Source organism: Pseudomonadota bacterium, assembly GCA_016711215.1.
In the GTDB taxonomy this organism is placed as follows: Bacteria; Myxococcota_A; Polyangia.
The window spans coordinates 111,220-135,928 of sequence record JADJTL010000002.1; the positions used below are offsets into that span (position 1 = coordinate 111,220).

Annotated in this window: 17 protein-coding genes; 7 read left to right on the forward strand and 10 right to left on the reverse strand. The window is 71.0% G+C overall.

The genetic code is table 11. The features are described from left to right. Window positions 1–74 precede the first annotated feature (74 nt). Genes IPL40_05610 through IPL40_05620 form a run of 3 tightly spaced genes read right to left on the reverse strand, consistent with a single transcriptional unit; the run spans window position 75 to window position 2,586 of the window. On the reverse strand, window positions 75–611 hold the full coding sequence (locus IPL40_05610) for a hypothetical protein (protein ID MBK8480635.1): 537 nt from the start codon (window positions 609–611) through the stop codon (window positions 75–77). Then, window positions 611–2,119, reverse strand: a complete 1,509-nt coding sequence (locus IPL40_05615) for a hypothetical protein (GenBank protein ID MBK8480636.1) — start codon at window positions 2,117–2,119, stop codon at window positions 611–613. Before IPL40_05615 ends, IPL40_05610 begins: the two co-directional genes overlap by 1 nt. An 8-nt stretch (window positions 2,120–2,127) precedes the next feature. After that, window positions 2,128–2,586, reverse strand: coding sequence for a hypothetical protein (locus tag IPL40_05620; GenBank protein ID MBK8480637.1), 459 nt, complete (start codon window positions 2,584–2,586; stop codon window positions 2,128–2,130). Between the two features lie 95 nt (window positions 2,587–2,681). Between IPL40_05620 and IPL40_05625 the strand changes: the two genes are divergently transcribed. Then, entirely contained in the window at window positions 2,682–4,661 is a 1,980-nt protein-coding gene (locus IPL40_05625; protein ID MBK8480638.1) for an EAL domain-containing protein, read from the forward strand. 22 nt (window positions 4,662–4,683) lie between these two features. Further along, entirely contained in the window at window positions 4,684–6,267 is a 1,584-nt protein-coding gene (locus IPL40_05630) for a HAMP domain-containing protein (GenBank protein ID MBK8480639.1), read from the forward strand. Here the strand turns inward: IPL40_05630 and IPL40_05635 are convergent. Then, window positions 6,219–7,589: a sigma 54-dependent Fis family transcriptional regulator gene (locus IPL40_05635; GenBank protein ID MBK8480640.1), complete on the reverse strand. Its 1,371-nt coding sequence runs from the start codon at window positions 7,587–7,589 to the stop codon at window positions 6,219–6,221. The genes IPL40_05630 and IPL40_05635 overlap by 49 nt on opposite strands. A 39-nt stretch (window positions 7,590–7,628) precedes the next feature. Next, a complete protein-coding gene (locus IPL40_05640) occupies window positions 7,629–8,015 on the reverse strand; it encodes a RidA family protein (GenBank protein ID MBK8480641.1) in 387 nt (128 codons plus the stop codon). Between the two features lie 250 nt (window positions 8,016–8,265). Here IPL40_05640 and IPL40_05645 point away from each other — a divergent pair, with 250 nt between their 5' ends. The 3 genes from IPL40_05645 (at window position 8,266) to IPL40_05655 (ending at window position 13,353) form a co-directional block, all read left to right on the forward strand. Continuing rightward, the gene (locus IPL40_05645) at window positions 8,266–11,313 is read left to right on the forward strand and encodes a DEAD/DEAH box helicase (protein MBK8480642.1); all 3,048 of its coding nucleotides are present in this window, start codon (window positions 8,266–8,268) and stop codon (window positions 11,311–11,313) included. 323 nt (window positions 11,314–11,636) lie between these two features. Continuing rightward, window positions 11,637–12,437 carry a hypothetical protein gene (locus IPL40_05650; protein MBK8480643.1) on the forward strand — a complete coding sequence of 267 codons (801 nt, stop codon included), beginning with the start codon at window positions 11,637–11,639 and terminating at the stop codon, window positions 12,435–12,437. Between the two features lie 205 nt (window positions 12,438–12,642). Continuing rightward, window positions 12,643–13,353: a hypothetical protein gene (locus IPL40_05655; protein MBK8480644.1), complete on the forward strand. Its 711-nt coding sequence runs from the start codon at window positions 12,643–12,645 to the stop codon at window positions 13,351–13,353. Window positions 13,354–13,391: 38 nt separating this feature from the next. Here the strand turns inward: IPL40_05655 and lipA are convergent, their stop codons facing one another. From lipA to IPL40_05675, 4 genes are all read right to left on the reverse strand, one after another. After that, window positions 13,392–14,300: a lipoyl synthase gene (gene lipA, locus IPL40_05660; protein MBK8480645.1), complete on the reverse strand. Its 909-nt coding sequence runs from the start codon at window positions 14,298–14,300 to the stop codon at window positions 13,392–13,394. A gap of 108 nt (window positions 14,301–14,408) precedes the next feature. Next, complete coding sequence (locus IPL40_05665) at window positions 14,409–15,662, reverse strand: hypothetical protein (protein ID MBK8480646.1); 1,254 nt, start codon at window positions 15,660–15,662, stop codon at window positions 14,409–14,411. Between the two features lie 93 nt (window positions 15,663–15,755). Then, window positions 15,756–17,342 (reverse strand): DUF1957 domain-containing protein, encoded by a 1,587-nt coding sequence (locus IPL40_05670; protein MBK8480647.1) that lies wholly within the window; start codon window positions 17,340–17,342, stop codon window positions 15,756–15,758. A 7-nt stretch (window positions 17,343–17,349) separates the two neighbouring features. After that, the gene (locus tag IPL40_05675; GenBank protein MBK8480648.1) at window positions 17,350–18,210 is read right to left on the reverse strand and encodes a DUF4912 domain-containing protein; all 861 of its coding nucleotides are present in this window, start codon (window positions 18,208–18,210) and stop codon (window positions 17,350–17,352) included. Window positions 18,211–18,518: 308 nt separating this feature from the next. Between IPL40_05675 and IPL40_05680 the strand changes: the two genes are divergently transcribed. Both IPL40_05680 and IPL40_05685 read left to right on the forward strand, forming a co-directional pair. Beyond that, window positions 18,519–22,685 (forward strand): hypothetical protein, encoded by a 4,167-nt coding sequence (locus IPL40_05680; GenBank protein ID MBK8480649.1) that lies wholly within the window; start codon window positions 18,519–18,521, stop codon window positions 22,683–22,685. Window positions 22,686–22,819: 134 nt separating this feature from the next. Continuing rightward, window positions 22,820–23,218, forward strand: coding sequence for a DUF302 domain-containing protein (locus tag IPL40_05685; protein MBK8480650.1), 399 nt, complete (start codon window positions 22,820–22,822; stop codon window positions 23,216–23,218). Here IPL40_05685 and IPL40_05690 read toward each other — a convergent pair. Continuing rightward, a complete protein-coding gene (locus tag IPL40_05690; protein ID MBK8480651.1) occupies window positions 23,215–24,699 on the reverse strand; it encodes a glycoside hydrolase family 130 protein in 1,485 nt (494 codons plus the stop codon). The two genes, IPL40_05685 and IPL40_05690, sit on opposite strands and share 4 nt — an antisense overlap. Window positions 24,700–24,709 lie beyond the last annotated feature (10 nt).

Consider the following 24,709-nt stretch of genomic DNA (forward strand, 5'->3'; position numbering starts at 1 on the left):
TTGTAGCCCCGCGCGAGCGAGGGGTCAACGGCCGGCGCCACGACCGGCGCTACGACCGGCGGGGCGGACCGACGCTATTGGGCCTGCGCCTTGATCGGATAGAGCGTCTCGCCCGGCTGCTTGCCGTCGATGATCAGCGTCTTGACGCGGGCACCGGCCTGGTGCGCCGGAAGATAGGAGATGAAGTCCGTGTTGCGCTCGACGATGCCCTCGATCAACTGCGCCGAGTTGATGCTGCGTGGCGGCGTGCCGAGCCCGCGGATGCGCCGGTCGACCCAGTAGGCCGCGACGCGCTCGGGCGACATCTTCAACACCGCCTGGTCGACAGCGACCCGCGTGGCCGAGTTGGCCTCCCAGTTGAGGATGCGAATGGGGTTGCCGTTCGGCCAGCGATCCTTCTGCCGCAGCAGGATCGCGCGCAGCTCGGTCAGCGAGATGCGCGTGAGCGGATTGTCGGGATGGACGATCACGGCGATCGCCCCGCCCTCGGCGGTCGCGGCGGCGTTGCGCGCCCCGGCAAGAGCGGCCAGCGCGAGGGTCAGCGCCAGCAGCGCCGGCGTGCGGGAGCGAAGGAGGCCGCCGATCGCGCCGCCGTCTGCCTCCCGGCGCATCAGAACGCCACCGCGATCTGCGTCGAGAAGCGATGCACGTCGTCGGAGCCGAAGAGCAGGATCGGCTCACCGCGCTTGTTCGGCCAATGGACCCACTCCTGCGCGACCTTGACCACGACCGCGCCAGAGACGCGCCAGTTGAGCCCGTAGGTCAGGTCGATCAAGTTGTCGAAGGGGATGGTGTCGTCGATGTCGAGCCAGGTCGCCGAGACGAAGGGCCGTAGCCGCAGGCGGCGCAGCGGCAGCTCGTAGCTGAGGATGGCGATCGCTGCCCAGCTGGCGAGATCGGGTCTGAACTGCCCGGGAAAGGCCTGCGCGAGCACATCTTGATCGGCGGGGATGAAGCTCTCCGAGCCGCGCGGCACCCAGGCCGGGCGGTGGTCGTCATCGTACTTGCGCCAGTTGGCCAGCACCTCGCCCTGGAGCCCGAAGGGCCCCACCTCCAGCGAGAGGTCGGCGCCGACGGCGGCCTCGCGATAGCGAACGGTCGTCTCCTTGACGACATCCCGGGGCGGCACGAAGACGCGCTTGATCTCGCTGTAGTCGCCCCAGTACCACGACACGCCGGCCTGCCAGTTCCAGTCGCCCCTGCCACCGGCGACGAGGCGCCCGCCCAGGGCCTTGTCGGCGTCGGGGTCCTTGAGGTTGCTGGCGTCGCCGCGGCCGTTGCTCAGGGTCAGCGCGTACTCGAAACGCACGTCACGCAGGAAGGTGGAGCCGTGCAGCTTGAGGCCGAGCTGCCGCTCGGGGAAGAGCTGCAACACGTAGACGGGCGGAGAGGTGGCGAGCAGGCGGGTCGGGGAGCCGTGGTCGATGTTCCAGATGCCATAGGGCGTGAGGAACAAGCCAGCCGTGAGCTGCAGCCATTCGAGCCGGTTCCAGCTCAACCAGGCGCGCTCGATCTCGATCGCGCCGTAGTCGAACGACTCGCCGAAGCTGCCGGCGTCGTTGGTCGTGACCTCGACCTTGCGGTAGCGCTCGCCCAGGCGCGGGATCTCGTAGGCCCGCGTATCACCGACGGGGTTCAGCAGGAAGCGGACCTCGGCGAGCATGCGCCAGTCCGGCAGGGGCTTGAAGTCGAAGTAGAGGTTGAGGTTGCCGAAGATGAAGGAGGGCTCCTGGTCGAGCAGGTCACCGGCAAGCACCCGCTGCGGCACCCACCACTTCTGAAAGGAGAGGTCGAAGAAGCCGTAGATCGCCAGCATGCGCTGCGCCTCGAGCTGCAGCGAGAGCGAGGTCGCGGCCTCTTCAGCGATCGCGAGCTGTTGCTGGACCTCGTCGCGCCGGCGATCATCGTCGTCCTGCCGCGCGCTCAGCGCGCGGACCTCACGGCTGAGACGCCGCAACGCCTGAGCGTCGGCGCTCTCGCTCGTGGCCCTCGCACCTGGCGCCTCGTCGCTCGCGCTCGCGGCCCCTTTACCCGGCGCCTCGGCGCTCCCCTGGGCCCGCGCGGCGGGCGCGCCTGCGAGCGCGAGCAGCAGCCACATGAGGCCGACCGGCGACCTCATCGGCGACCTCATTGACTGAGCCGGCTGCAGAAGAGCGGAAATTGGGGCATGAACTGCCGCAGGTCCTTGCAGAGGTAGCCGGGGGGGCAGTCATTGGGCGAGAGCTGGCAGTCCCGCAGCGAGCAATAGCCGGCGCTCTGCCCGAGCTGAACCACGCAGTAGTCGGCGTCGCCCGCGCACGGGCTGGCCGCGTCGCAGGCCTCGCCGAGGCCGCTGATCAGCTTCCCGCCGTCGGCGTCGGCGGCGCCACCAGCGCCGGCGTCCGTCTGCGCGCCGGCCTCCACCGCGCCGCCGGCGTCAACTGCGTTACCGCCCGCGTCCGCGGCCGCGGCTCGGCACATCCCCTCGAAGAGCACCTGGCCCGCGCTGCAGCGGTTGCCCAGGCATCCTCCGAGCCCGAGGAGCAGGGCAATCAGCGCCAGCGCCAGCCCCGCTCCACGCCAGTCGCTGCTCTGCTGGGAGCGCATTGCCACACCTCCACGGTGGCCATGATCGCCGAGCGATCTGGTGCGCGCAAAAAACGCGACCAAGGCGCGGGGCATTGTGGGACAATGGCCGGCGCATGACTGCTCCGGTCTCCAGAGTCCTCGTCGTCGACGACAACGAGGAGATTCATCACGATCTACGCAAGATCCTCTGCCGGGAGAACTCGGCGGTGGATCAGCTCGAGGTCGAGGTCTTCGGCGGCAGCGTGCCGCAGTACGAGGCCCTGGCGATCGATTGCGCGTTTCAGGGCCGCGAGGCCTACGACCTTGCGCAGGAGGCGCTCCGAGCCGGGCGGCCCTACGCGCTGGCGATCGTCGATGTCCGGATGATGCCCGGCTGGGACGGCGTCGAGACGATCGAGCGGCTCTGGCAGGTCGACCCCTACCTGCAGGTGCTGATCTGTACCGCCTACACCGATCACTCCTGGGAGGAGATCGTCGGCCGCCTCGGCGAGCGCGATAGCCTGTTGATCCTCCGCAAGCCCTTCGACGCGATCGAGGTGCTGCAGGCGGTGCATGCGCTGGTCAAGAAGTGGCAGCTTCATCAGCAGGTGCGGCAGCGCATCGATGAGCTCGAGCGCTCGGTGCAGCACCGGACGCGCGAGCTCGAGCAGGCCAACGCCCAGCTCAAGCGCGAGATCGCCGACCGCGTGCTGGCCGAGGATCAGCTCAAGCACCTGGCCACGCATGACTCCTTGACGACCCTCCCCAACCGCGTGCTGCTGCGCGATCGCGTCGCGCAATGCCTGGCGCGGGCCAAGCGCAGCGATCTCTCCGTCGCGGTGCTCTTGCTCGATCTCGACCGCTTCAAGGAGATCAACGATCGCCTCGGCCATCGCGCCGGTGACCACGTGCTGCAGGTCGTGGCGACCCGCCTGGCGCGGGCCATCCGCGAATGCGACACGGTAGCGCGCATGGGCGGCGACGAGTTTGTGGTGATTCTCGGCGACCTGGAGCGCAGCGAGGAGGCCCACGCCGCGACCGAGAGAATTCTCGCCGCGGTCGCCGAGCCGCTGACCGACGAGGGCCTCGACACGCGCGTCACGGCGAGCATCGGGATCGCGCTCTATCCCTCCGACGGGACGGACATCGAGACGCTGATCAAGAGCGCCGACATGGCAATGTACCAGGCCAAGCGCGACGGACGCGGCACCGCGCGCCTCTGCACCTCGTGGATCACCTCGCGCGCGCTCGAGCGCGCCACGCTGCGGGAGCAGCTCGGCCGCGCCCAGGCACAGAACGAGCTCGAGATGTGGTACCAGCCGCTGCTCGCGCTCGACGACGGCACGGTCACCGGCGTCGAGGCCCTGCTGCGCTGGCAGCACCCTGAGCTCGGGGTGCTGGAGCCCTCGAAGTTCATCCCGATCGCTGAGGAGTCCGGCCTGATCGTGCCGATCGGCGACTGGACGATCCGCGCCGCCTGCGACCAGAGTCGCCGCTGGCAAGCGGCGGGCATGGCGCCCTTTCCGGTGGCCGTCAATGTCTCCGCCCGCCAGCTCCGCCATCCGCAGCTGGTCGACACCGTGCAGCAGGCGCTCGCCGAGGCGCGGATCGACGCGGCCTGCCTCAACCTCGAGCTGACCGAGAGCGCGGTGATGGAGGACATCGAGCGCTCGCGCGCGACCCTCGTCAAGCTGCATGAGAGCGGGGTGCGGATCATCATCGACGACTTCGGTGCCGGCTACTCCGCGCTCAGCCGCTTGAAGGAGCTACCGATCTACGCGCTCAAGATCGACCGCTTCTTCATCCACAACATCATCGACGACGACCGCGATGCGGCGATCGTCGTGGCGATCATGGCCCTCGCGCATTCGTTGAACATCCGCGTGATCGCCGAGGGGATCGAGACGCGGCAGCAGGTCGAGCGCCTGCGCGAGCTGCGCTCCCGGCCGCTGATGGAGCCCCGCTGCGACTCGATCCAGGGCTTCTTCCTCGGCCGCCCGATGCCGGATCGCGAGATCACGGCGCTGCTCAACGAGAAGCTCGGACGCTCCGTCACTGGCCACGGGCTCGCGCAGGTCGCTGCCGGCGGCGCAGCCCGCGCCGAGCGGGAGTAGGGTCGGTCGCTGGGATGCTGCGATGACACTGCGAGGCAAGCTGATCACCGTGCAGATCGCCGTCATCGCCATCCTGGCGGTGGCCTTCGGCGTGCTGATCGCCGGCTTCTTCTCGCGCACGCTGCCGATGCTGACGCAGGGCCTGGCGACGAAGACCCATTCCTGCCTGCAGGGCGTGCTGCGCGACGCGGACCTCGGACTCGGCGCGCAGGACCAGGCGCTGCTCGCCAGGGCGATGGACCGCTGCAACCACGGGCAGCTCAAGGATCCGGATCTCGCCTTCGTGGCGGTGCTCGACCGCGAGGGCAAGCTCGTGGCGTCGCGCGGCCGAGCGCCCGCGCGGCTCGGCCAGGGCCTGCCCAGCGCGCCCTACCTGGTGCTGCGCGCGGCGCACGGCTTCCGCGGCTATGCGGAGGTCGCGCTCGAGGGCATGCGCCTGGGCACGGTCGTCGCCGAATACAGCACGGCGCGGCTCGAGCAGTGGAAGCACCTGATCGTGCTCTTCTCTGCCAGCGCGCTGGTGCTGGTGCTGCTCTCGACGCTGGCCTCGGTGGGCTTCGCGATGGCGCTGGTCAAGCCGCTGCGCCACATGATCCGCTTCGTGCATCAGGTCGCGCAGGGGCGCTTGGAGAGCCGGCTCGAGGTGCAGGCCAGCGACGAGCTCGGCCTGCTCGCGGAGGACCTGAACACGATGACGACCAAGCTGCGCCGGTCGCGCGAGCTGCTCGCCGAGGCCTCGCGCGGCGCCGGCATGGCCGAGGTCGCGATCAGCGTGCTGCATAACGTCGGCAACGTGCTCAACAGCGTCAACACCTCGACCTACGTGATCGGCGACCAGGTGCGCCGGTCGAAGGCGAGCACGGTCGCACGCCTCGCGGAGCTGATCGATGGCCACGCGGCCGACCTGCCCGCGTTTCTCAGCGAGGACGAGCGCGGCAAGCGCGTCCCGGCGCTGCTCTCGGCGGTCGCCGAGCAGCTCGCCACCGAGCGGACCGCGCTGCTCGACGAGATTCGGCGCCTCCGGGAGAGCGTCACGCATATCAACACCATCGTCGCCACCCAGCAGCAATACGCTGGCGCCAGCATGATCGAGGAGGGCGTCGATCTCGCCGAGGTCGCCGATTCGGCGCTGCAGCTCAGCGACGACGCCTATCGAGAGGGGCAGGTCGCGGTCGTTCGCGACTACGTGCCTCTGCCGCGGGTCGCGACCGACCGCCACAAGGTCGTCCAGATCCTGGTCAACCTGCTGCGCAATGCGCGCGAGGCGCTGGGCGCCACCGAACCAGAGCGGCGCGAGGTCACCGTGCGCCTGCGACCCGACGGCGAGCGCGTCCTGATCTCCGTGACGGACACCGGCGTGGGCATCCGCGAGCAAGATCTGACGCGGATCTTTCGCCATGGCTTCACGACGAAGGAGCATGGTCACGGCTTCGGCCTGCACTACAGCGCCAACTCGGCCACCGACCTCGGCGGCTCGCTCGACGCGAGCAGCGCCGGCCCAGGTACCGGAGCGACCTTCACGCTGGTGCTGCCCCTGCCAGAGAGCGCGGCGGCGCCTCAGCGCGTCGACGAGACGCCGTGCTTGAGCAACAGCCGGGAGAGATAGGTCCGATCGGTCTGGGCCAGGCGGGCCGCCTGCGAGACATTGCCCCCCGTGTGGCGTAGCAGCGCTTCGAGGTAGGCGCGCTCGAAGCGGCCCACCGCCTGCTCCTTGGCCTCCCTGAACGAGACCGCGAGGTCGAGCGCCAGGCTGCTGGGCGCGGGCTGCGCGGCGCCGCCGCCCAGCCCTCCCGCCAGCGCCGCCCCCGCGCCAAGGCTCTCTGCGGCCCCGAGCGCCAGGCGACGGAGGTGATTGCGCAGCTCGCGCACGTTCCCCGGCCAGGCGTAGCCCCTGAGCTGCTCGTTGAGCGCCGGGTCGAGCGCCGCCCTCCCGCCCGCCCCCAGCTCATCGAGGAGCAGACGCGCCAGCGGCTCGAGGTCCTCGGGTCGCTCGCGCAGCGGCGGCATCCGCACCTGAAAGACGGAGAGCCGATAGTAGAGGTCGGCGCGGAAGGCACCGCGATTGACCTCCTCCTCCAGACAGCGGTTCGTCGCGGCGATGATGCGCAGGTCGAGCGCCAGGTCGCGACCGCCGCCGACGCGGCGAATCGTCCGCTGCTCGACCGCGCGCAGCAGCCGGGTCTGCAGCTCGAGCGGGAGCTCGCCAATCTCGTCGAGGAAGATCGTCCCGCCCTCCGCGCGCTCGAAGGCGCCGGCGTAGTCGCTATGCGCCGAGGTGAAGGCGCCGCGCGTGTGGCCGAAGAGCTCGCTCTCCAACAGGTTGGGCGGGATGGCCCCGCAATCGACGACGACGAAGGGTCGCTGCGCGCGGGGGCTGCGCTCGGCGATCGACTGCGCGCAGAACTCCTTGCCGGTGCCCGTCTCGCCGGTGATCAGGACCGTCTCGTCGGTGGGCGCCACCCGCTCGAGCAGCGCGAAGACGGCGCGCATCGCCGGGCTGACGCCGATCAGCCGGCCGAAGACGGGCAGCGCGCTGAGCGGCTCGGCGACCTGCTCGGCGAGCGTCTCGACCCTGACCTGGGAGCGGCCGACCTGGACCAGCGTGCCTGAGGGCACGAGCGCCTCGCGCAGCCGCACGTTGCCGGCGAGCCAGCTGCCATTGGTCGAGGCCAGATCGCGCAAGGCGAGGCCGTCGGCGCGCGGCGTGATCGCCAGGTGGATGCGCGAGACGGCCTCGTCACGGAGCTGCAGCGTGTTGCCCGGCTGCGTGCCCACGTGGGCCAGTCGCGCCTCGGTCACCGCGACGGCGCCGAGGTCGATGCCGGCCATCACCTCGAGCCGCAGCTTCGGGTGCAGCAAGGCCTGCGTCGGCGCGCTGATCACCGCCGTCTGCGCCGCGCCTGTCGGTTGGTCGAAATCGCCGTTCATCGGCCCTGCTCCGGCGACACTCGGCTCCGAGCGTCCTCGCTACTCGACGACGGCGTCGGCCTCCAGCTCGATCAGCCAGTCAGCGCCGATGAAGCCCGCGACCTCGACGAAGGTGCACGCGGGGCGAATCGTGCCGAAGACCTCGCCATGCGCCCGCGCGGCCTCCTTCCAGCTGGCGATGTCGCGCAGCATCAGGCGGGTGCGGATCACCTGCTCGAGGCCGCCACCAGCGCGCTCCAGGGCATCGCGGATGATCTCGAGGCAGCGGCGCGTTTGCCCGTAGAGGTCGCCGGGACAGGCCGTGCTGCCATCGGCGGCGATTGGTGCCGTGCCGGCCACGGCGATCCACGGCCCATGTCGCACCGCGCGCGAGAAGCCAATCGAGGGCTCGAAGGCGGAGCCCGAGGAAATCAGCGTTCGACCCATCGCAATCCTCCTTGGCGAGACCCGGCATTGTGCGTCGAGAGGGATCATCGCGTCCAGCTCCGCGCACCGCGCGGGCCCCGCGCGCCGCCTCGTGCGGGCGCTGCGGCGGCCGTAGCGATCGTTCCAGGCTGAACGACCCAACCCGCTGCACAACGCGCAACGGCACAACGCGCTCAACGGCTTGTCGGCGCGCGGCCGCTGGCCCATGCTGCCGCGCGTCGCGCGAGCTGCTGCGCGCAGGGTGGGAGCGATGTCGCAGTCGATGCTGGATGCGGTGCGGGGCGAGTGCTCGGCGCGCACGTGGTCGCGTGGGGTCGAGCTGGCGCGGCGCGGCGCCGTGGTCTTGCTGCGCCACGATCCGAAGGAGGCGCTCTTGCGCGTCCAGGTGGTCGGCCGCGCGGTAAGCCCGTCGGTGCGGCTCTTTCCCGGCGACGACGACTGGTCCTGCGACTGCCGTGGCGCCGACGACCCCTGCGAGCATGTGGCAGCGGCGGTGATCGCCTGGCGGCGGGGTCTCGACGAGCGCCCCGACGAGGCCGCCTCAGCCCCCTCGAGCACCGCGGCGCGGGTGCCCGCGCGCGTGGGCTACCGCCTGACGCGCGAGCGCGAGCGCAAGGGCAGCGTCGGGCTCGGCCTGCAGCGTGTAATCGTCGACGCGGCCGGCGAACGCCCGCTGCAGCAAGCGCTCGTGCGCCCCTCGACCAGCGACGGACGCGCGGCCATCCACTGTGAGATCGCCGCGTCACGGGCCGATCTGACCGTAGAGCTGGCGCTCGGCGGACCACGGCGCCTGAGCGGCGGACGCCTGCCACCGACGACCCTGCGCGAGGTCCTGGCGGCGCTGCGCGAGGGCGAGGATCTGACGCTCGACGGCCAGCCCGTGCAGATCGGCGAGCCGCGCCCGGCGCTGCGCGCCCTGGTCACGGAAGAGGGTGGCGGCTGGCTGCTGCGCATCGAGCCAAACCCCGAGGCGGGCGAGGCCTTCGACAACGGCGCCCTGCTCGATGGCACCGTGCTCCATCCGAGCAGCGAGCCGTCCCTGACCGCCGCCGAGCTCGAGCGCTTGCGCAAGGGCCGCCACCTGGGCCCGACGGAGGGCACCTGGCTGGCCTCCGAGCTGCTGCCACGACTGCAGGCGGAGCTGCCCGTGCAGGTGCTGAGCCCGCGACTGCCGCGCGCCGCAAGCCTTCCGCCGCACCTGCAAGTCCAGCTCACGCGCGAGGGCGACACGCTGCTGGCCTTGAGCACGATTGTCTACGGTCAGCCGCCCGCGGCCCGGGTGATCAATGGCCGGCTCGTGGCCACCAGCGGCGCCAACCAGGTGCCGCTGCGCGACCTCGAGGAGGAGCTGCGCCTGACGCGCTGGCTCGAGCGCATGACCCCACTGCGGACGGGGCGCAGTGAGCGCTTCCCGACGGCCGCCGCCCTGGCGCTGCTGCCCGCGCTGCGCTCGGCGCGCAAGGTCGAGCTGGTCGATGCGGGCGAGGCCGTCGCACGCTGGCTGACGCCGACGGCGCCGCTCCTGCCCTGCGTGCGGATCTCCGCCGAGGGCTTCCACTGCGACTTCACGGTGACCGGCACCGCCCCGCCTGCGGCCGCTGGCGCGCCAGGGGGCGGGGCGACCGTGCTCGCCGCGGCAGGGGAGCGACGGGTCGCCGCGCGGGCGGTGCTCACCGCCTGGGAGCAGGGGCAGCAGTGGTTCGCGCTCGACGGGGGCGGACTGGCGCCGCTGCCGCACGACTGGCTCGAGCGCTACGGAGCGCAGGTCGCGGAGTTGCTGGCGGCCCGCGACGAGCGCACGGAGAAGGTCCCGCCGGCGGCCCGCCTCGAGCTGGCGCGCCTCGCGGCCGCGCTCGATCTGGTCGTGCCGATCGAGCTCGCCGAGCTGCGCGCGCGCCTCGAGGGCACGCAGGCCCTACCGGCGCTGACGCTCCCCGCGGACCTGAGGGCGGAGCTCAGGCCCTATCAGCAGGAGGGCGTGAGGTGGCTGACGCTGCTGCGCGACGCCGGCATCGGCGCGCTGCTGGCCGACGACATGGGCCTGGGCAAGACGCTGCAGGCGCTCTGTGCGCTGCGCGGCCGCACCCTCGTCGTGGCGCCCACCAGCGTCTTGCGGGGCTGGGCCGCCGAGGTCGCGCGCTTTCGCCCACGCCTGAGCGTCTCCCTCTACCACGGCCCGGGGCGGCGCCTCGACCCCTCCGCCGACGTCACGCTGACCAGCTACGCCCTGCTGCGCCTCGACGTCGAAGGGCTCGCGGCGGAGCAGTGGGACTGCCTGGTGCTCGACGAAGCGCAGACCGTGCGCAATGCCGAGAGTCAGGTGGCCCAGGCCGCCTTTCGACTGCGCGCGACCTGGCGCCTGGCGCTCACCGGCACGCCGGTCGAGAACCGCCTCGAGGACCTCTGGAGCCAGCTCCAGCTCCTCAACCCTGGTCTGCTTGGCGGGCGCAGTGACTTCACCGAGCGCTACGCTCGCCCGATCGGCGAGGGCAACACCGCCGCGGCCGAAGGGCTGCGCCAGCGCACGCGACCCTTCATCCTGCGCCGCCGCAAGGCGGAGGTCGCGCGCGATTTGCCCGCGCGCAGCGAGCGCGTGCTCTACGTGCAGCTCAGCGCCGAGGAGCGCCGCAGCTACGACGCCGTGCTCGCCGCGACGCGGCAGGAGGTGCTGCAGCAGCTCGGCCAGGGCGGCAACGTGCTCGGTGCCCTGGCGGCGCTGTTGCGCCTACGCCAGGCGGCCTGTCATCGGGGGCTGCTGCCGGGCCTCTTGCCCGACGGGGCGACCCCGCCGAGCTCGTCGAAGCTCGAGCTCCTGACCGAGACGCTGCGGCAGGCGCTGGCCGAGGGCCATAAGGCGCTGGTTTTCTCGCAGTGGACCTCGCTCCTCGATCTCACCGAGCCGCTGCTGCGCGCGGCGGGCATCGACTTCTTGCGCCTCGATGGCGCGACCCGCGACCGCCAGGCGGTGATCGACGGCTTTCAGCGCGCGGGAGGGCCGCCGGTGCTGCTGATCTCGCTCAAGGCGGGGGGCGTGGGCGTGACGCTGACGGCGGCCGATCACGTCTTCCTGCTCGACCCGTGGTGGAATCCCGCCGTCGAGGACCAGGCTGCCGACCGTGCCCATCGCATCGGCCAGACGCGCCCGGTGCTGATCCACCGACTCGTCACCGAGGACACCGTAGAGGAGCGCGTGCTGGCGCTGCAGCAGCAGAAGCGCGGCCTCGCCGCGGCCGCCCTCGACGAGGGCGCCGTGGCCACGGCGCTGACGCGCGACGAGCTGCTCGCGTTACTGGACTAGTTGGCGGACTGGTTGCTGACGTAAGGGCCCGTGGATCGATTGCTCGGGTCGCAGTGCCGTGCCTGGCGACGGGAGCAATCGATCCACGGATGGCCAAGCAGCGCGGCGCGCTCCGGCGAGCCTCCAGCCACGCCCACGCCCTCGCCCTCGCAGCCCTCGATTCTGTTGCGGCTCGAACCCTCGAGCCCCAGCGCCTGAGCCAAGGTCGGAGGCTAATTGTCGCTTGGGCCTTGCGGTGCCACTGCGCGTCAGCTACCGAGGATCGGTCCATTGGGCGGGCTCGGCCGCTGAGGCCGTGACCGCTTCGCGACGAGGAGGCTGCTTTGCCGGCGCAAGAAACAGGGCGCGAGCTGAGGGATGCGGAGGTCATGTGCCTGACCCAGGCGGGCATCTGTAACCTGACGCCCAGCCCGGCTAGCGGAACCAACACCGACGGCCACGTCACCTACCAAGTATTTCAGCGGGGAGCCCCAGAAGCCCCGCACAATCCTTCGGCCCTCGCGGCCCAGATGCAGCGCGGCGCGGGCCCCTTCCAGAGGGCGGTAGACGAGTTCTACGAGAGCCTTCGCGAGTCGCTCGCGGCGGGCCAGGTCGCGCGAGCCATGGGCCCCCCGCCCTTCAGCAGCCCAGGCTCGCCGGACCTGGACAACGCCTCGCCCCTCCTCAGGACCGCGGTCGCGACCGCCGCCGCGGCCTATGTGCAGGCCGCTCGAGAGCAGGGGAGCGTCCTTGGCAAGGGCTCGCGCCCGCTGGCCCTCGCGCACTTCGAGCTCGGCGAGCTCCTTCGACCAGCTCTAACCCACTTCGCACTGGGCCGCGTTGCTGAGGCCCTGGAGGCCGCGGCAGCGCGTAGCCGGCGCGAGGTGGCCCTAGGGTGGAGTAAGGCCTTTGTGTGGGAGCTCAACGGCCCCAAGGGGGCGCGACTGACGCTCTTCGCCTCGCAGCCCTCCAGCGCTGGGTCGGACCGGCCGTCGGCTGCCACAGTGGCGCAGCTCACGGCGGCGACGGCGGCGGCGTTCGGCGGGTCGGATACCAACACGATCCTCCCCGTCTCAGCGGCGGTCATGGCTCTGACGCTGCACCGACGCGGCGGCTTCTTCTTCGCCCTGGAGTTTCCCCTCTAGCCCTCCAGGCGCCCGACCCCCTGGAGGAAGAGCCCTCGCGGGGGGCCGCGCGGAGGGCGCGGGGGGCCCGGCCGACGGGCCCCCGACTGGCCCCCCGACTGGCCCCCCGACTGGCCCCCCGACTGGCCCCCCGACTGGCCCCCCGACTGGCCCCCGGTGGCGCGGCGAGGCTATCATCCGCCCCGTAGCGGGGGGCGGGCGCGCGGTGGGCAAGGCAACACGCATTCTCGAGGTCGACCAGCTCCTGGCGACGCTGCAGCGGCATCCGCGCCTCGTGCACCAGGGGCTCTTGGCCAGCGCAGAGCAAGAGGCACGCCTGCACGCCACGCTGCGGCCCCTCGTGGCCTTCGCCCGCGCGAGCTACGTCGGCTGCATCGCGGTGCTGGACTGGGATCATCGCCTGCCCTCGCAACAGGCGGTGCTGCGCCTCTACGCCTACTACTCGCCGAACGCCTTCGACCAGGGCGCAAGTGCCCTGGCGGCCCGCAGCGCGGCGATCGCCGAGCGTGACCTGCAGCCCGAGTTCGACGTGCCCGACTACACCGGCCTCGGCGCCGATGAGGTCTACGAGGGCGAGGTCGACGCCGAGGGCACGGTCGTGCCGATGCGACTGGTCAGCGGCTGGCGGCGCGAGATCAACCCCAAGGACGCCCGCAGCGCCCTGCGTGCGGCGCGGCAGTCCGAGCAGTTCCAGCGGCTGCTGGCAGCGACGAAGGGGAAGCGTCCCAATCACCTCGGCGAGCTCGAGGCGGTCGCCTGGACGCCGCCTTGCGAGACCGACTCGACGCGCTGGACGATCGACGTCTGGTACCTGATGCAGCTCGACCACACGCTGGGGCGTGGACACAGCTTCCTCGTCGACCCCGAGCAGCAACGGGTGCTGGCCGAGCGCGAGTTCGTCGTGCGCGGCGGCTGAGGGCGGCGTGCGTCGGGCGTGCGCGGGGACGCCCGGCCTCAGCCGGCGGCGACCTGCGCGCTGAGGCCACGGCGCTGCGCGATCAGCGCCGCCGCCCCCTGCTCGCCCGCGCGATAGGAGCTGCGCACCAGCGGGCCGGCGTGCACCAGCGCGAAGCCCAGCGCGCGCGCCCGCTCGGCCAGCGCCTCGAACTCCTCCGGCGGCACGAAGCGCTCGACGGCGAGGTGCTTGCGACTCGGGCGCAGGTATTGCCCCAGGGTGACCCAGTCGACGCCGGCCTGCCGTAGATCGCGCAGGGCCTCGACCACCTCGTCGGTGGACTCGCCCAGCCCCAGCATCAGCGAGGACTTGATCAAGCGCGTGGGATCGGCGGCGCGGTAGGCGCGCAGCACCGCCAGCGAAAGCGCATAGCTGCAGCGCCGGTCACGGACCTGCTCGCTGAGCGAGGCGACGGTCTCGAGGTTATGCGCCAACACCTCGGCACCGGAGCCCGCCACGGCGGCCAGCGCCACGGCATCCCCCTGGAAGTCAGGCGTCAGCAGCTCGACGACGGCTGCCGGTAGGCGCTGCTTGAGCGCGCCCACGACCGCGACGAAGTGCCCGCTGCCCTGATCTGGCAGCTCATCACGGTCCACCGAGGTCACGACCACGTGGCGCAGCCGCATCGCCACCGCGGCCTCGGCCACCCGCGCCGGCTCCGCCGGGTCCGGTGGCGAGGGCGGGCGACCGGAGGTGACATCGCAGAAGCGACAGCCGCGAGTGCAGACCTTGCCGAGAATCATGAAGGTCGCCGTGCCGCCGCCCCAACACTGGGAGAGGTTCGGGCAACGCGCTTCCTCGCAGACCGTATGCAGACCCTGGGCCCCGAGCCGCTCACGCACGGCATAGTACTGGCCGCCGCCGGGCAGCTTGACGCGTAGCCAAGGGGGAAGTCGTGGCTCTGGCACGGGACATCGGCTCCGCGGAGACACGGGCTCCGCAACGAGGGTCGGCAGCGGTCTAGCGCGAGCGAGGCCGACCTTCAAGCGACCAGGCGCCGGTCGATCGGCGCTGCCTCAGTCGATGGGCACTTCCATCGTGGCCAGCTGGTTGGGGGACCAGCGAACGTCCGGCCAGGCGCAGGCCTGCTGGGCGCGGGCCGCCACCTCGGGCCGCGCGTCGGTGCAGAGCGCCGCGACCTCGCGCGCCGCCTCGTCGCGCACCGCGCAGAGGTGATGGAGCACCGGCTCGACGAGGTTGAGTCGCGGCTCCTCGAGGATCTCCCGGGCCATCGCGCGCGCCTTCTCGCCGGTCAACTGGCGCACCAGCGCCGCCGCATCGAGCGCATCGGGCGCCTCGCCGCGCCGCCCCTGGGCCAGCGCGCGGTTCGCCGAGGTGAGCTGCGAGCGGCTGCGCAACATCTGGTCGACGAGGCCGGTCGGTCCGCCGACACGCAAGCGCTCGCCGAGCAGCGCCAACAGGCTGCGCCCGAGCTTCGAGGCGCTGGTCCACGCCAGACCGTAGGAGAACCCCGCGCCGCCACGCTGCACGCTGAGCGTCGCCAGCGGCACGAGCGCGGGACAATCCGCGCTGTGCTGCATCGCGAGGTCGAGCGCGCCCATCGTCCACTCGGGCGTGGCGGCCGCGAGCATCCGCGGCAGCAGCGCGGCCGGCGGCTCGGGAAGGCGCGCCAGATAGAGCAGCGTGCCAGGGACGCGCGCCAGCAGCGCCAACGCCAGGTTGATCAGGTCGGGATCGACCAGCTTCGCGCGCCCGAGCGCGTTCCATTCCTCGGGCGTGGTCGGCGGGGAGCGATGCAGCGCGGTGGTAAAGGTACCGAGAGTCCCAGCGCGTGCGAGCGCGGTCATCAGCTCGCCGCGACTGCCGTCGCTGCTGGCGAGCTGCCGGCGAATCGTCTGACCGGCGGCCGGATGGTCGACCCAGGCGGGGTCCGCCTCCTGCAGCACGCGATTGAGCATCTGCCGCCGGGAACCCTCGGCCGTACGTAAATGGCTCAGGGCACTTTCGACCAGCCCGCTCCCCATCTGGCGCGCCAGCGCCAAGAGCAGCGCGTCGGCGGGCACCTGGCCCGCCAGCTCGAGGCAGCACTGCACCTTCTCTTCGTCCGTCGCGATGGTCGACGCGGCCTGACGTAAGCCGATCCAATCGGGTTGCCGGCTACCGCGCAGCGGGACGGTCTGGCTACCGACGACCGCAGCCACGAGCGCGGCGCTCCACCGCTCCGACTGCAACAAGGCCAAGAAGGCTTCGCGACGGCGCTCCGGGTCAGGGGAGGCCGTGGCCTGATCGATGAGCTGATGCGCGGACAAGGCCAAAAGCGTACCTCGAGTGTCGGCGGATTGTAGGAACCGAAGCCAAGTCTGTCCAGGAGCGGAGCGCCTCGCGCTCCCCTCTCCGAGCTGCTAGGCGTAGGTGCGAAAGTCGATCGTCGGAAAGATGTTCTCGGCGCGCTCCCGTTCGCCGAGCCAGGCCTCGTCGATTGTGCCGCCCGCGACCTGCTCGGTCAAACGCGCGAAGTCGCCCAGATGCGCCTCCGTCCGCCGCGTGGCGTAGTCCACCGCCGTATTGCTGCGCATGATGAAGGCCCAGTCGCTGGCCTGCGCCAAGAGCAGCAGGCGGGCCGCGTGGTTGAGCGCGCGCCTGACGAGGGGCGCGGGCGCGACGTGGCGGCGAGCCAGGGCGATCATCTCGGCGGTGGCACGGTGCAGGCGCGGATAGATCCACGCGTTGGTGCCATCGAGCCAGTATTGATGATATCCGCCGGCGCCCCAGCTCGACTCGGCCGGTCGCAGCAGCTGCTGCGTGGGATGGCGCCGCAGGTAGCCCGCGAGGTGCGTCAGCGTCGGCGCCCCACGCGGCTGGGTCGCCAGCAAGCGAATCACCTGCTCCAACCAAGCGCAGCCCTCGTGCCACCAGTGACCGAAGAGCTCGGCGTCGTAGGCCGCGACGACGACGACCTGGGGCAACACGGCGCGCAGCCCGCTGAGCTGCGCCAAGCGCTTGTCGACGAAGTCCTGGGCATGCCGATGCGCCACGCGCAGCGCTGCGGCCGGATCGTAGAGCTGCTTGAGGTCGCCGTTATGGCCGGTAATCCGACGGTACTTGAGGCCCGTGCGCCGCCGCTGGCCATCGGGAAGCACGAAGGCGCCGAGCTCGGCAAGGGAGCGCTCATCCGCCAGGTCGTGAAAGAAGTCACGGTAGGCAGGGTCGCCCGGATAGCCGCGCTCGCGGCTCCAGACCTGCTCGCTGGGCTCCGGGTCGCGGGCGAAGACCGCCACGCCGCTGTCGGCGCAAAAGGCCGGCGCGTGATAGCCGCAACGCGGGCGCGGTCGGGCCAGCAGCAGCGCCCGCGTGTCGCTGACGAAGTAGCGCAGCCCGGCGGCGCCGAGCAGACGGTCGAGGCCCTGCGCATAGCCGCACTCGGGCAACCACAACCCGGAGGGCGGCCGTCCGAAGCGACGCGTGTGCTCGGCGACGGCGACCGCGATCTGCGCGCGCGCGGCGGCCGGCTGCGGCGCCATCAGCGGCAGGTAGCCGTGGGTTGCGGCCGAGGTGATCAGGTCGAGGTGGCCGGTGTCCTGCAGCCGGGCCAGAGGCGTGAGCAGATCACCGTCGAGCGCGGCCCAGGTGCACATCGCGGCGCCGAGGCGACGACGATGATGGGCGACGACCGCGGCCAAGGGCGCGTCGCCCTGAGCGCGCGCCTCCTCGCGCGTCAGCAGCGCGTCGAGATCGGCAGCGTAGCGCGCGTAGCGCTGCCGCAGCAGCGTGTCGCCGAGCATCGTCTGCAAGGGTGGGCTGAGCGAGAGCGTGAGCTGAAAGGCTACATCTTCTTGCTGCAGCCGCAGCAGCATCGCGATCAGCGGCAAGTAGCTCTCGGTGATCGCCTCGAACAACCAGTCTTCTTCGAGAAAGACCTCGTGCTCCGGATGCCGAACAAAGGGCAGGTGCGCGTGCAGCACCAGGGCAAGGCATGCGGGGCCCTCCATCGCCGACTCAGCCGCCGGGCCCGTCGCTGGCGGCGGCAGGAACCACGAAGGCCGTCGAGCCGCCGGCGAGCGCCTCGCAAAGCGGCGCAAAGGGCGGCAGGGGCAGGAGCTGGCGACCGCCCTCGTCGAGTCGCCACCTCGACCCCGACCGTGCGCCCGCGGCGCCAGGCGCAGGGGCGGGGCGCGCGCGCGCGGCGGCGCCTGGCCCTGTCGCCAGCGGTGCTGTCGCGAGCGGAGGGCGCGCGCGCGCGGCGGGCGCCTCGCAAGCCTCGGCGACCGCGTCGGAGGCGCTCGGCGCGCGCGCGGCAGCCGCGCCGGGCATCCCGGGCAGGGGCTTGCGCAAGAGCGTCCCGTCACGCCGGTCCCCCGCGGCGAGCGGCGCCGCGAGGGGCGGGGGCGGCACCTCCGCCAGCGGGGGCGGTGCGTAGCCGGAGAGCGTCGTTTCCCAGTCGATGGTGACGAAGCGATCGTCGATCCAGCTCGAGGGGGACGCTGGCGGCGTCTGCACCGCGTTGGATTCGAGACGCAGCTGCCAGCGGTCGAGCGCGTCGTAGGAACCGAGCTCGGCGCGATACCTGCGCTCGGGCGAAACCTCCGTCACCTGACCAGCCTGCGCGCCGACCGGGCAGCTGTACTCGATGGTGGCGGCCGGATTGCGCGTGGTCAGATCGAAGAGCCGGAGGGCCCAGCGCGACGCCGCGCCCTCCACCGGCAGCGGGAAGAGCTCCCAATGCGCATAGAGTGAGGTCGGGTCGCGGACCAGGAGCACCAGCCGTCCACCGCTGTCCGAGGCGGTGGCGTCGCCCGGATCTCGCGGGATCCCTCCAGCCTCCGATGATCCCCCGCTGCTGCTGCTGACTGCCGACATGCGCCCGGAGTCTAGCACCGGCGTTTCATGATCAGAACCTGCTCGGCAGGGCAGAGCCGGGCCCAGCGCGGCGCCGGCCGGGACGCCCGCCACGGGCGTTGCGCGGCCCTCAGCGCCGCTTTCTCGTGGAGAATCGCTGCAACTCCCCGACGAGCCGCTGGCGAGGCCGGTACGCACCTCCGAGCGCAGGCGAAAAAAGCAAGCAAGCTCAATGACATCCGGAACTGCTGCGAGGCTCATTTTTTTACTCTTTACAAATTCTGCAGGCTAGCATACCTGTTAGGCATCAACCATAGGCGAGGTGCCCCGTGCTACTGCCTCAATTCGTCCGTCAGGGGGGATCGGGTACGGCGCTGCGGGTGGCTCGCCTCGGGGCCTTGGCCGCCCTGGGATTGCTGGTCGGCTGCGAGGCCCTCGTCGACGACAGCGACCTCGCGCCACCGCCGGCCGTGCGGGCGCAAGCCAGCATGAACGCGATGAACGCGATGAACGCGATGAACGCGATGAACGCGATGAACGCGATGAACGCGATGAACGCGATGAACGCGATGAACGCGATGAACGCGATGAACGCGATGAACGCGATGAACGCGATGAACGCGATGAACGCGATGAACGCGATGAACGCGATGAACGCGATGAACGCGATGAACGCGATGAACGCGATGAACGCGATGAACGCGACGAACGCGATCACCTTCAGTAACAGCGTGCCCACCTCCGTGCTGCCGCACGTCACCTTCTCCAAGTTCACCTTCGAGCAAAACGCCGCGCTCTGCCCGGCGACGCGCATGGGCCCGGTGACCGTCGCCGGCCAGCCGGCCAACATCGTTCTGCCGCGCTGGATCGTGCTCAAGAAGCAATTCGAGCGGGTGCGCGTGAAGTGCGCCGACACCAACCTGGCCACCTGCGGCAATGGCGTCGTCGACGCCGGCGAGGCCTGCGACACGGGTATCGCGCTGGGGCAGCCGGGCGCCTGCCCGACGGTCACGCTTCCGATGGACGAGGACTTCGACGGCAACGGCACCTTCAATCCCGCGGGCGGGATCGACAAGACGGTCAACTACGAGGTCTTCGCCGGCCTCGGCCTCGCCTGCGCCGACAAGGGCTACCGTCCCTTCCTGCTGCACCCGGTCGATGGTCCCGAGGTCCAGGCGCTCAACGGCGACGGCACCATCCCCTCCTTCACCACCTACTTCCGCTACCTCTGCATCCAGTCCTGGGATGTGGCGCTGAACAAGGCCACCTACCGCTGCGGCAAGGGGCGCGTCGCCGAAGGGGTCAGCGGCTATGCGGTAAAGGAAGGCACGAACTCCCCGCGGCCGATCTACCTCTCGAGCCTGACCTGGAAAAGCAACGTCTGGGATAAGCACTTCCAGTTCATCAACGGCCACCTGGCCTCGATCGTCGAGCCCAAGCAGGGCAACACGGCCGTTGCCGGCTACGCGCTCGATGACGCCTGGGGCCTCAACCCGCGCGACGTGCATGCAGGTACCTCGACCAAGAAGGAGGCCGACTACCTCGCCGCGATCGCGGTCAAGACCGCCACCAGCCGCAGCGGCGTCGCCGTCAGCCCCTATAACCGGGCCAACGTCACGGGTGGGCTGGCCTTCAGCGCCAACGAGCTGAACCAATGCGAGGCCGGCTACAAGAGCTACCCCGACCTGGCCTCCAAGGGCACGCTCAGCGGGATCGCCATCGACCTGAGCGTGGCTCCCTGGTACACGCAGAACTGCACCTGGGCCAGCGACTGGGGCCTGCCCGTGCTGACGCCGCAAACGGCCTCCGGCTGCAGTGTCTTCCCGATCGGCACCGCCGCCAACCAGGCGCTGCTCGGCCTCAACATCGGCGACACGACGCCGCGGCGCTGCCCGAGCTTCGCCACCTGCGAGCCGGGCCAGAGCTGCTGTATCGGCAAGTTCGCCGCAGGGTCGGGCGTCTCCTGCGCGGTGAAGAGCGACACCACGCTCTGGTGCTGGGGCTTCAATGACTACGGTCAGCTCGGTCGTTTCGACGGCGGCACGGCGCTTCCGGGCCCCGTCCTGATGAGCGCCGGCGGCGCCCCGCTGACGGGGGTGCTCGAGGTCGCGCCGGGCCTGCACACCTGTGCCCGCACGAGCGATGGCAACGTTTGGTGTTGGGGCGCCAACTGGTACGGCGAGCTCGGCGACGGCACCTATGACAGTCGCACGGGCCCCGCGCGCGTCACGGGTCTCGGCACCGCCCCCTCGGTCGACCAGCTCGCGATGGGCCTCTTCCATAGCTGCGCCAAGAAGAGCGACGGGACCGTGCGCTGCTGGGGCGCCAACGGCAAGGGCGAGCTCGGCGACGGCACGACCATCAACCGCCCCAACCCCGTGCAGGTGACGGCGATCGCCGCCAACGCGATCCAGCTCGCGGCGCACTACGCCTACACCTGCGCGCGCAGCAAGACCTCCCAGTTGTTCTGCTGGGGCGCCAACGAGCACGGCCAGCTCGGTGACGGTACGACCGTGGCGCGCGCTACGCCGACGCAGGTGACGGCCTTCGGCACCCAGGTCTACGAGGTGAGCCTCGGCCAGTACCACGGCTGCGCTCGGCTGCGCGACGGCAAGGCCTGGTGTTGGGGCGACAACAGCTATGGCCAGCTCGGCGACGGCACGACCGTGTCGCGGCTGACCCCCGTCGTGGCGACGGCGCTCACCTCGCTGACCCAGCTCGCGGCGGGGAGCTTCGCGACCTGTGCGCGTCGCTCCACCGGTGAGCTCTACTGCTGGGGCGCCGGCGGTTGGTGGCAGCTCGGCAATGGTTCGGGCCTCTATTCGTATCCGAACGCGCTGACGCCCACCAAGGTGTCGGCGCTCGGGTCGACAGTCGCGGAGGTGCGCGTCGGCCAGGACCACACCTGCGCCCGCCTCATCGATGGCACGCTCCATTGCTGGGGAGTCAACACCGGTGGCTCGTTGGGCACGGGGACGATGGCCCTGGAGAAGACCCCCGCGCGGGCCCGGGGGCTGAGCTGCGACTGCGGCGACGGCGTCTGCAGCCGCACCGAGACCAAGCAGAGCTGCCCGGCCGACTGCCGCGACGAAAGCTGCGGGGACGGCCGCTGCACGGGCAGCGAGACCGAGAGCACCTGCGGCCTCGCCCAGGGCAAGACGGACTGCCGCCGCACGCCCTACGTCGAGATCGCCGTCGGCTCCCATCATAGCTGCGCGCGCCGCAGCGACGGCACCCTCTGGTGCTGGGGCCAGGGGAACATGGGCCAGATCGGCGATGGCACCTTCCTCGACCGCGAGAGCCCAGTGCAGGTGACCTCGTTCGGCACGACCGCGCTGGAGCTCGCGCTCGGCGACAACACCACCTGCGTCCGAACGCGCGACGGACGCCTCTCCTGCTGGGGCCACAACGGTTACGGCCAGGTCGGCGATGGCACCGCCGACACCCGCTTCTCGCCCTACGTGATCACGGCGCTCGGCACCAACGTCGCCGAGATCGCGGCGGACGATGAGTTCACCTGCGCGCGCCGCTCGGATGGCACGTTGTGGTGTTGGGGCCGCAACGCCTACGGGCAGCTCGGCGATGGCACGACGATCCAGCGGCTCACGCCGGTGAAGGTCACCGCCCTCGGCACCACCGCGACGCGCTTCGCCCTGGGCAACGACAACGCCGGCAACCTCCCTGAGGGCAACGGGCACGCCTGTGCGCGCCGCGCCGACGGAACGCTCTGGTGCTGGGGCTCCAACGACTGGGGCCAGCTCGGCGACGGCACGACGATCAACCGCCTGCAGCCGGTCAAGGTCACGGCGCTGGGCACCATCGTCGCCGACGTCGCGACGCACGGCGGCCACACCTGCGCCCGGCTGACCAACGGCACGCTCAGGTGCTGGGGCAACGGCGGCTTCGGGCAGCTCGGTGATGGCTTGGGCAGCAACAGCAGCCTGCCCCGGGCGGTGACCGCGCTCGGCACCACCGTCGCCGAGGTTGTGACCACCGACTGGTCCACCTGCGCGCGGCTGACGACGGGCGCGCTGTGGTGCTGGGGCTCCAACGACGGCCGCCTCGGCGACGGCACCTGGGGTAATCAGTACGAGCCGGTCGCCATCACCGCGCTGGGCACCACCGTTGCGGAGGTCGCACACTTCGCCATGCACGGCTGCGCGCGGCGCACGGACGGAACGATTGCCTGCTGGGGCTCCAACGGCTACGGCGCGCTCGGCGCACCCGCGGGCGGCACCGCCATCGTGCCGGTCTCGCTCTCGAGCTGCGGCGATGGCCTCTGTGCGCTCAACGAGGCAATCAACAATAGCTGTGCCCTCGACTGCGCCACCACCTGCGGCGACTGCGTCTGCGATGGCGCGCTGGAGACCGCGGCGAGCTGCCCGGCGGACTGCGTCGCCGGGAATACCTGCACCCCGGCGGTCTGCGGTAACGGCGTCTGCAACGCCGGCGAGAGCTGCCGTGACTGCCCCGCCGACTGCGGCACCTGCTACTAACGCCGAGCCGACCCCCCTAAGCCGCCCTCGACGAGCCCTTGCGCGTCGACGCCAGCTGCGCAACGGTCCACAGTACTGACGCAACCGAGGCGGCGACCCGCCCACGGGCGCGGAGGCACAGAGGAGGACCAGCGATGCAGGCTCAGACCTATGGTTACGAGAAGCGGATCACCGGGGCGTCGCTCGACGTGGTGCGGGCCAAGGTGACGGCGGCGCTCGCCGCCGAGGGCTTCGGCGTGCTGACCGAGATCGACGTCAAGGCGACGCTGAAGAAGAAGCTCGAGCTCGACTTCAGGCCCTATGTCATCCTCGGCGCCTGCAACCCGACGCTGGCCCACCGGGCCCTCGAGGCCGATCCGCAGGTCGGGCTGCTCTTGCCCTGCAACGTGGTGCTCCAGCAGGCCGAGGGGGGAATCCTCGTCTCCATCGTCAACCCGCAGATGATGTTCAGCGTCGTCGCCAAGCCCGAGCTGGAGCCGATCGCGAAGGAAGCGGACGAACGACTGCGCCGCGTCCTCGCCGCCCTCGGCTAGCGCTGGCGCGCCGACCCAGCGTGGCGCAGCGCCGCCAGCAGCTCGGGCAACGCGATCAGCGCGAGGCTGACGCCCTGATCGGAGCAGCCGTAGGGCAGCACCAGGGTGTCGCCGTGGATCATGCCGCCGCAGGAGTAGAGCACGTTCGGCACGTAGCCTTCGCGCTCCTCGTCGTCCGGCGCCAGCAGGGGCAAGGGTAGCGCACCGATCACCCGCCACGGATCCGCGCGATCGAGGAGCAAGGCGCTCAGCGTGTAGCGCCGCATCGGCCCGACGCCGTGCGTCAGCACCAGCCAACCCGCCTCGGTCTCTAGCGGTGAGCCGCAGTTGCCGATCTGCTGCAGCTCCCAGAAGCTCGACGGCGCGTGCAGCGCGGCGACGTCGTGCCAGAAGCGCACGTCGGTCGAGCTCGCGAGGTGGAGGTTCTCGCGATCCTTTCGCGAGAGCATCAAATACTTGCCGTCGACGCGACGGGGAAAGAGCGCCATGCCCTTGTTCTGGGCCGCCGCACCATTGAGCGTCGAGATCGCGAACGAGACGAAGTCCTCCGTCTCGATCAGCTGGGGAAAGATCTCGAAGCCGTCGAAGGCCGTGTAGGTCGCGTAGTACTTGACCGCTCCGTCGTCCTCGACGAAGCGAACAAAGCGAGCATCCTCCATCCCGCGCGTCTCATTCGGCCCGGCGGGGAAGATCACGCGCTCCGCGAGCTCGGAATCCGCGGGGAAGCGCGTGACGTAGCTCGAGGCCGCGAGGACGCGAATCAGCTTCGCGGTTTCGTAGCGCAGGGCGGGCGGCGCGCCCTCCCGCTCCAGCAACGCGAGCGCGCGCTCCAAATCCTCGGGCGTGAAGCGATCCGCGAGGCTGCCGAGCACCTCTCGGGAGAGGCGATTATCGGCGCCGAGCTCGGCGAGCTTGGCGCAGAATTGCTTCTTGTCGTAACTCGTCGGCGAGGTGCGCTGCCCGTTGACGAGCATCGAACCGACGGCGTCGAAGCTGACGTGATTCGCGCTGTCGATCGTGCCAGAGCGGAACTCGATCGACGAGACATGCCCTTCGCCGACCGCCCGGAGGCTCATCAGGAAGCGGCAAGCGCCGGCGGCAAGCCCGCGCTGATCGGGCGCGAGGACCATCGAGGGGTTGAAGAGCGCGGCGGCCTCCACCGAATACTCATGGGTGAAGTAGGCGCCGATCAGCAGCCTTCGCTCGCGACTGAGGCCGGCTCCCGCGGGCAGGTGGTGCGCGACGCGCTCGAAGTGGCGCTCCAGGAGCTGCTCGAAGGCCTTGTGGCGCGAGGCGAAGTCGGCCATGACGCCGGCGAGCGCCGTGGCGACCTCTGGCTCCGCGAGCGCGAGGATCCGCTCCAGCAGCAGCAGCGCCCGCGACTTGCCGCCACCCACGATCTCCTCGCCCGGAAGAAAGGGTCTGGCGAGGACCCGGCGCGGATCGGGCCGCAGGACGAACCCGCTTCGGCTTATCACCAGCCCCGCGCCG

Coding starts and splice junctions, on each gene's coding strand:
- IPL40_05610 (MBK8480635.1), bottom strand. CDS start 611: ATGCGCCGGGAGGCAGACGGCGGCGCGATCGGCGGCCTCCTTCGCTCC.
- IPL40_05615 (MBK8480636.1), bottom strand. CDS start 2,119: ATGAGGTCGCCGGTCGGCCTCATGTGGCTGCTGCTCGCGCTCGCAGGC.
- IPL40_05620 (MBK8480637.1), bottom strand. CDS start 2,586: ATGCGCTCCCAGCAGAGCAGCGACTGGCGTGGAGCGGGGCTGGCGCTG.
- IPL40_05625 (MBK8480638.1), top strand. CDS start 2,682: ATGACTGCTCCGGTCTCCAGAGTCCTCGTCGTCGACGACAACGAGGAG.
- IPL40_05630 (MBK8480639.1), top strand. CDS start 4,684: ATGACACTGCGAGGCAAGCTGATCACCGTGCAGATCGCCGTCATCGCC.
- IPL40_05635 (MBK8480640.1), bottom strand. CDS start 7,589: ATGAACGGCGATTTCGACCAACCGACAGGCGCGGCGCAGACGGCGGTG.
- IPL40_05640 (MBK8480641.1), bottom strand. CDS start 8,015: ATGGGTCGAACGCTGATTTCCTCGGGCTCCGCCTTCGAGCCCTCGATT.
- IPL40_05645 (MBK8480642.1), top strand. CDS start 8,266: ATGTCGCAGTCGATGCTGGATGCGGTGCGGGGCGAGTGCTCGGCGCGC.
- IPL40_05670 (MBK8480647.1), bottom strand. CDS start 17,342: ATGGAGGGCCCCGCATGCCTTGCCCTGGTGCTGCACGCGCACCTGCCC.
- IPL40_05675 (MBK8480648.1), bottom strand. CDS start 18,210: ATGTCGGCAGTCAGCAGCAGCAGCGGGGGATCATCGGAGGCTGGAGGG.
- IPL40_05685 (MBK8480650.1), top strand. CDS start 22,820: ATGCAGGCTCAGACCTATGGTTACGAGAAGCGGATCACCGGGGCGTCG.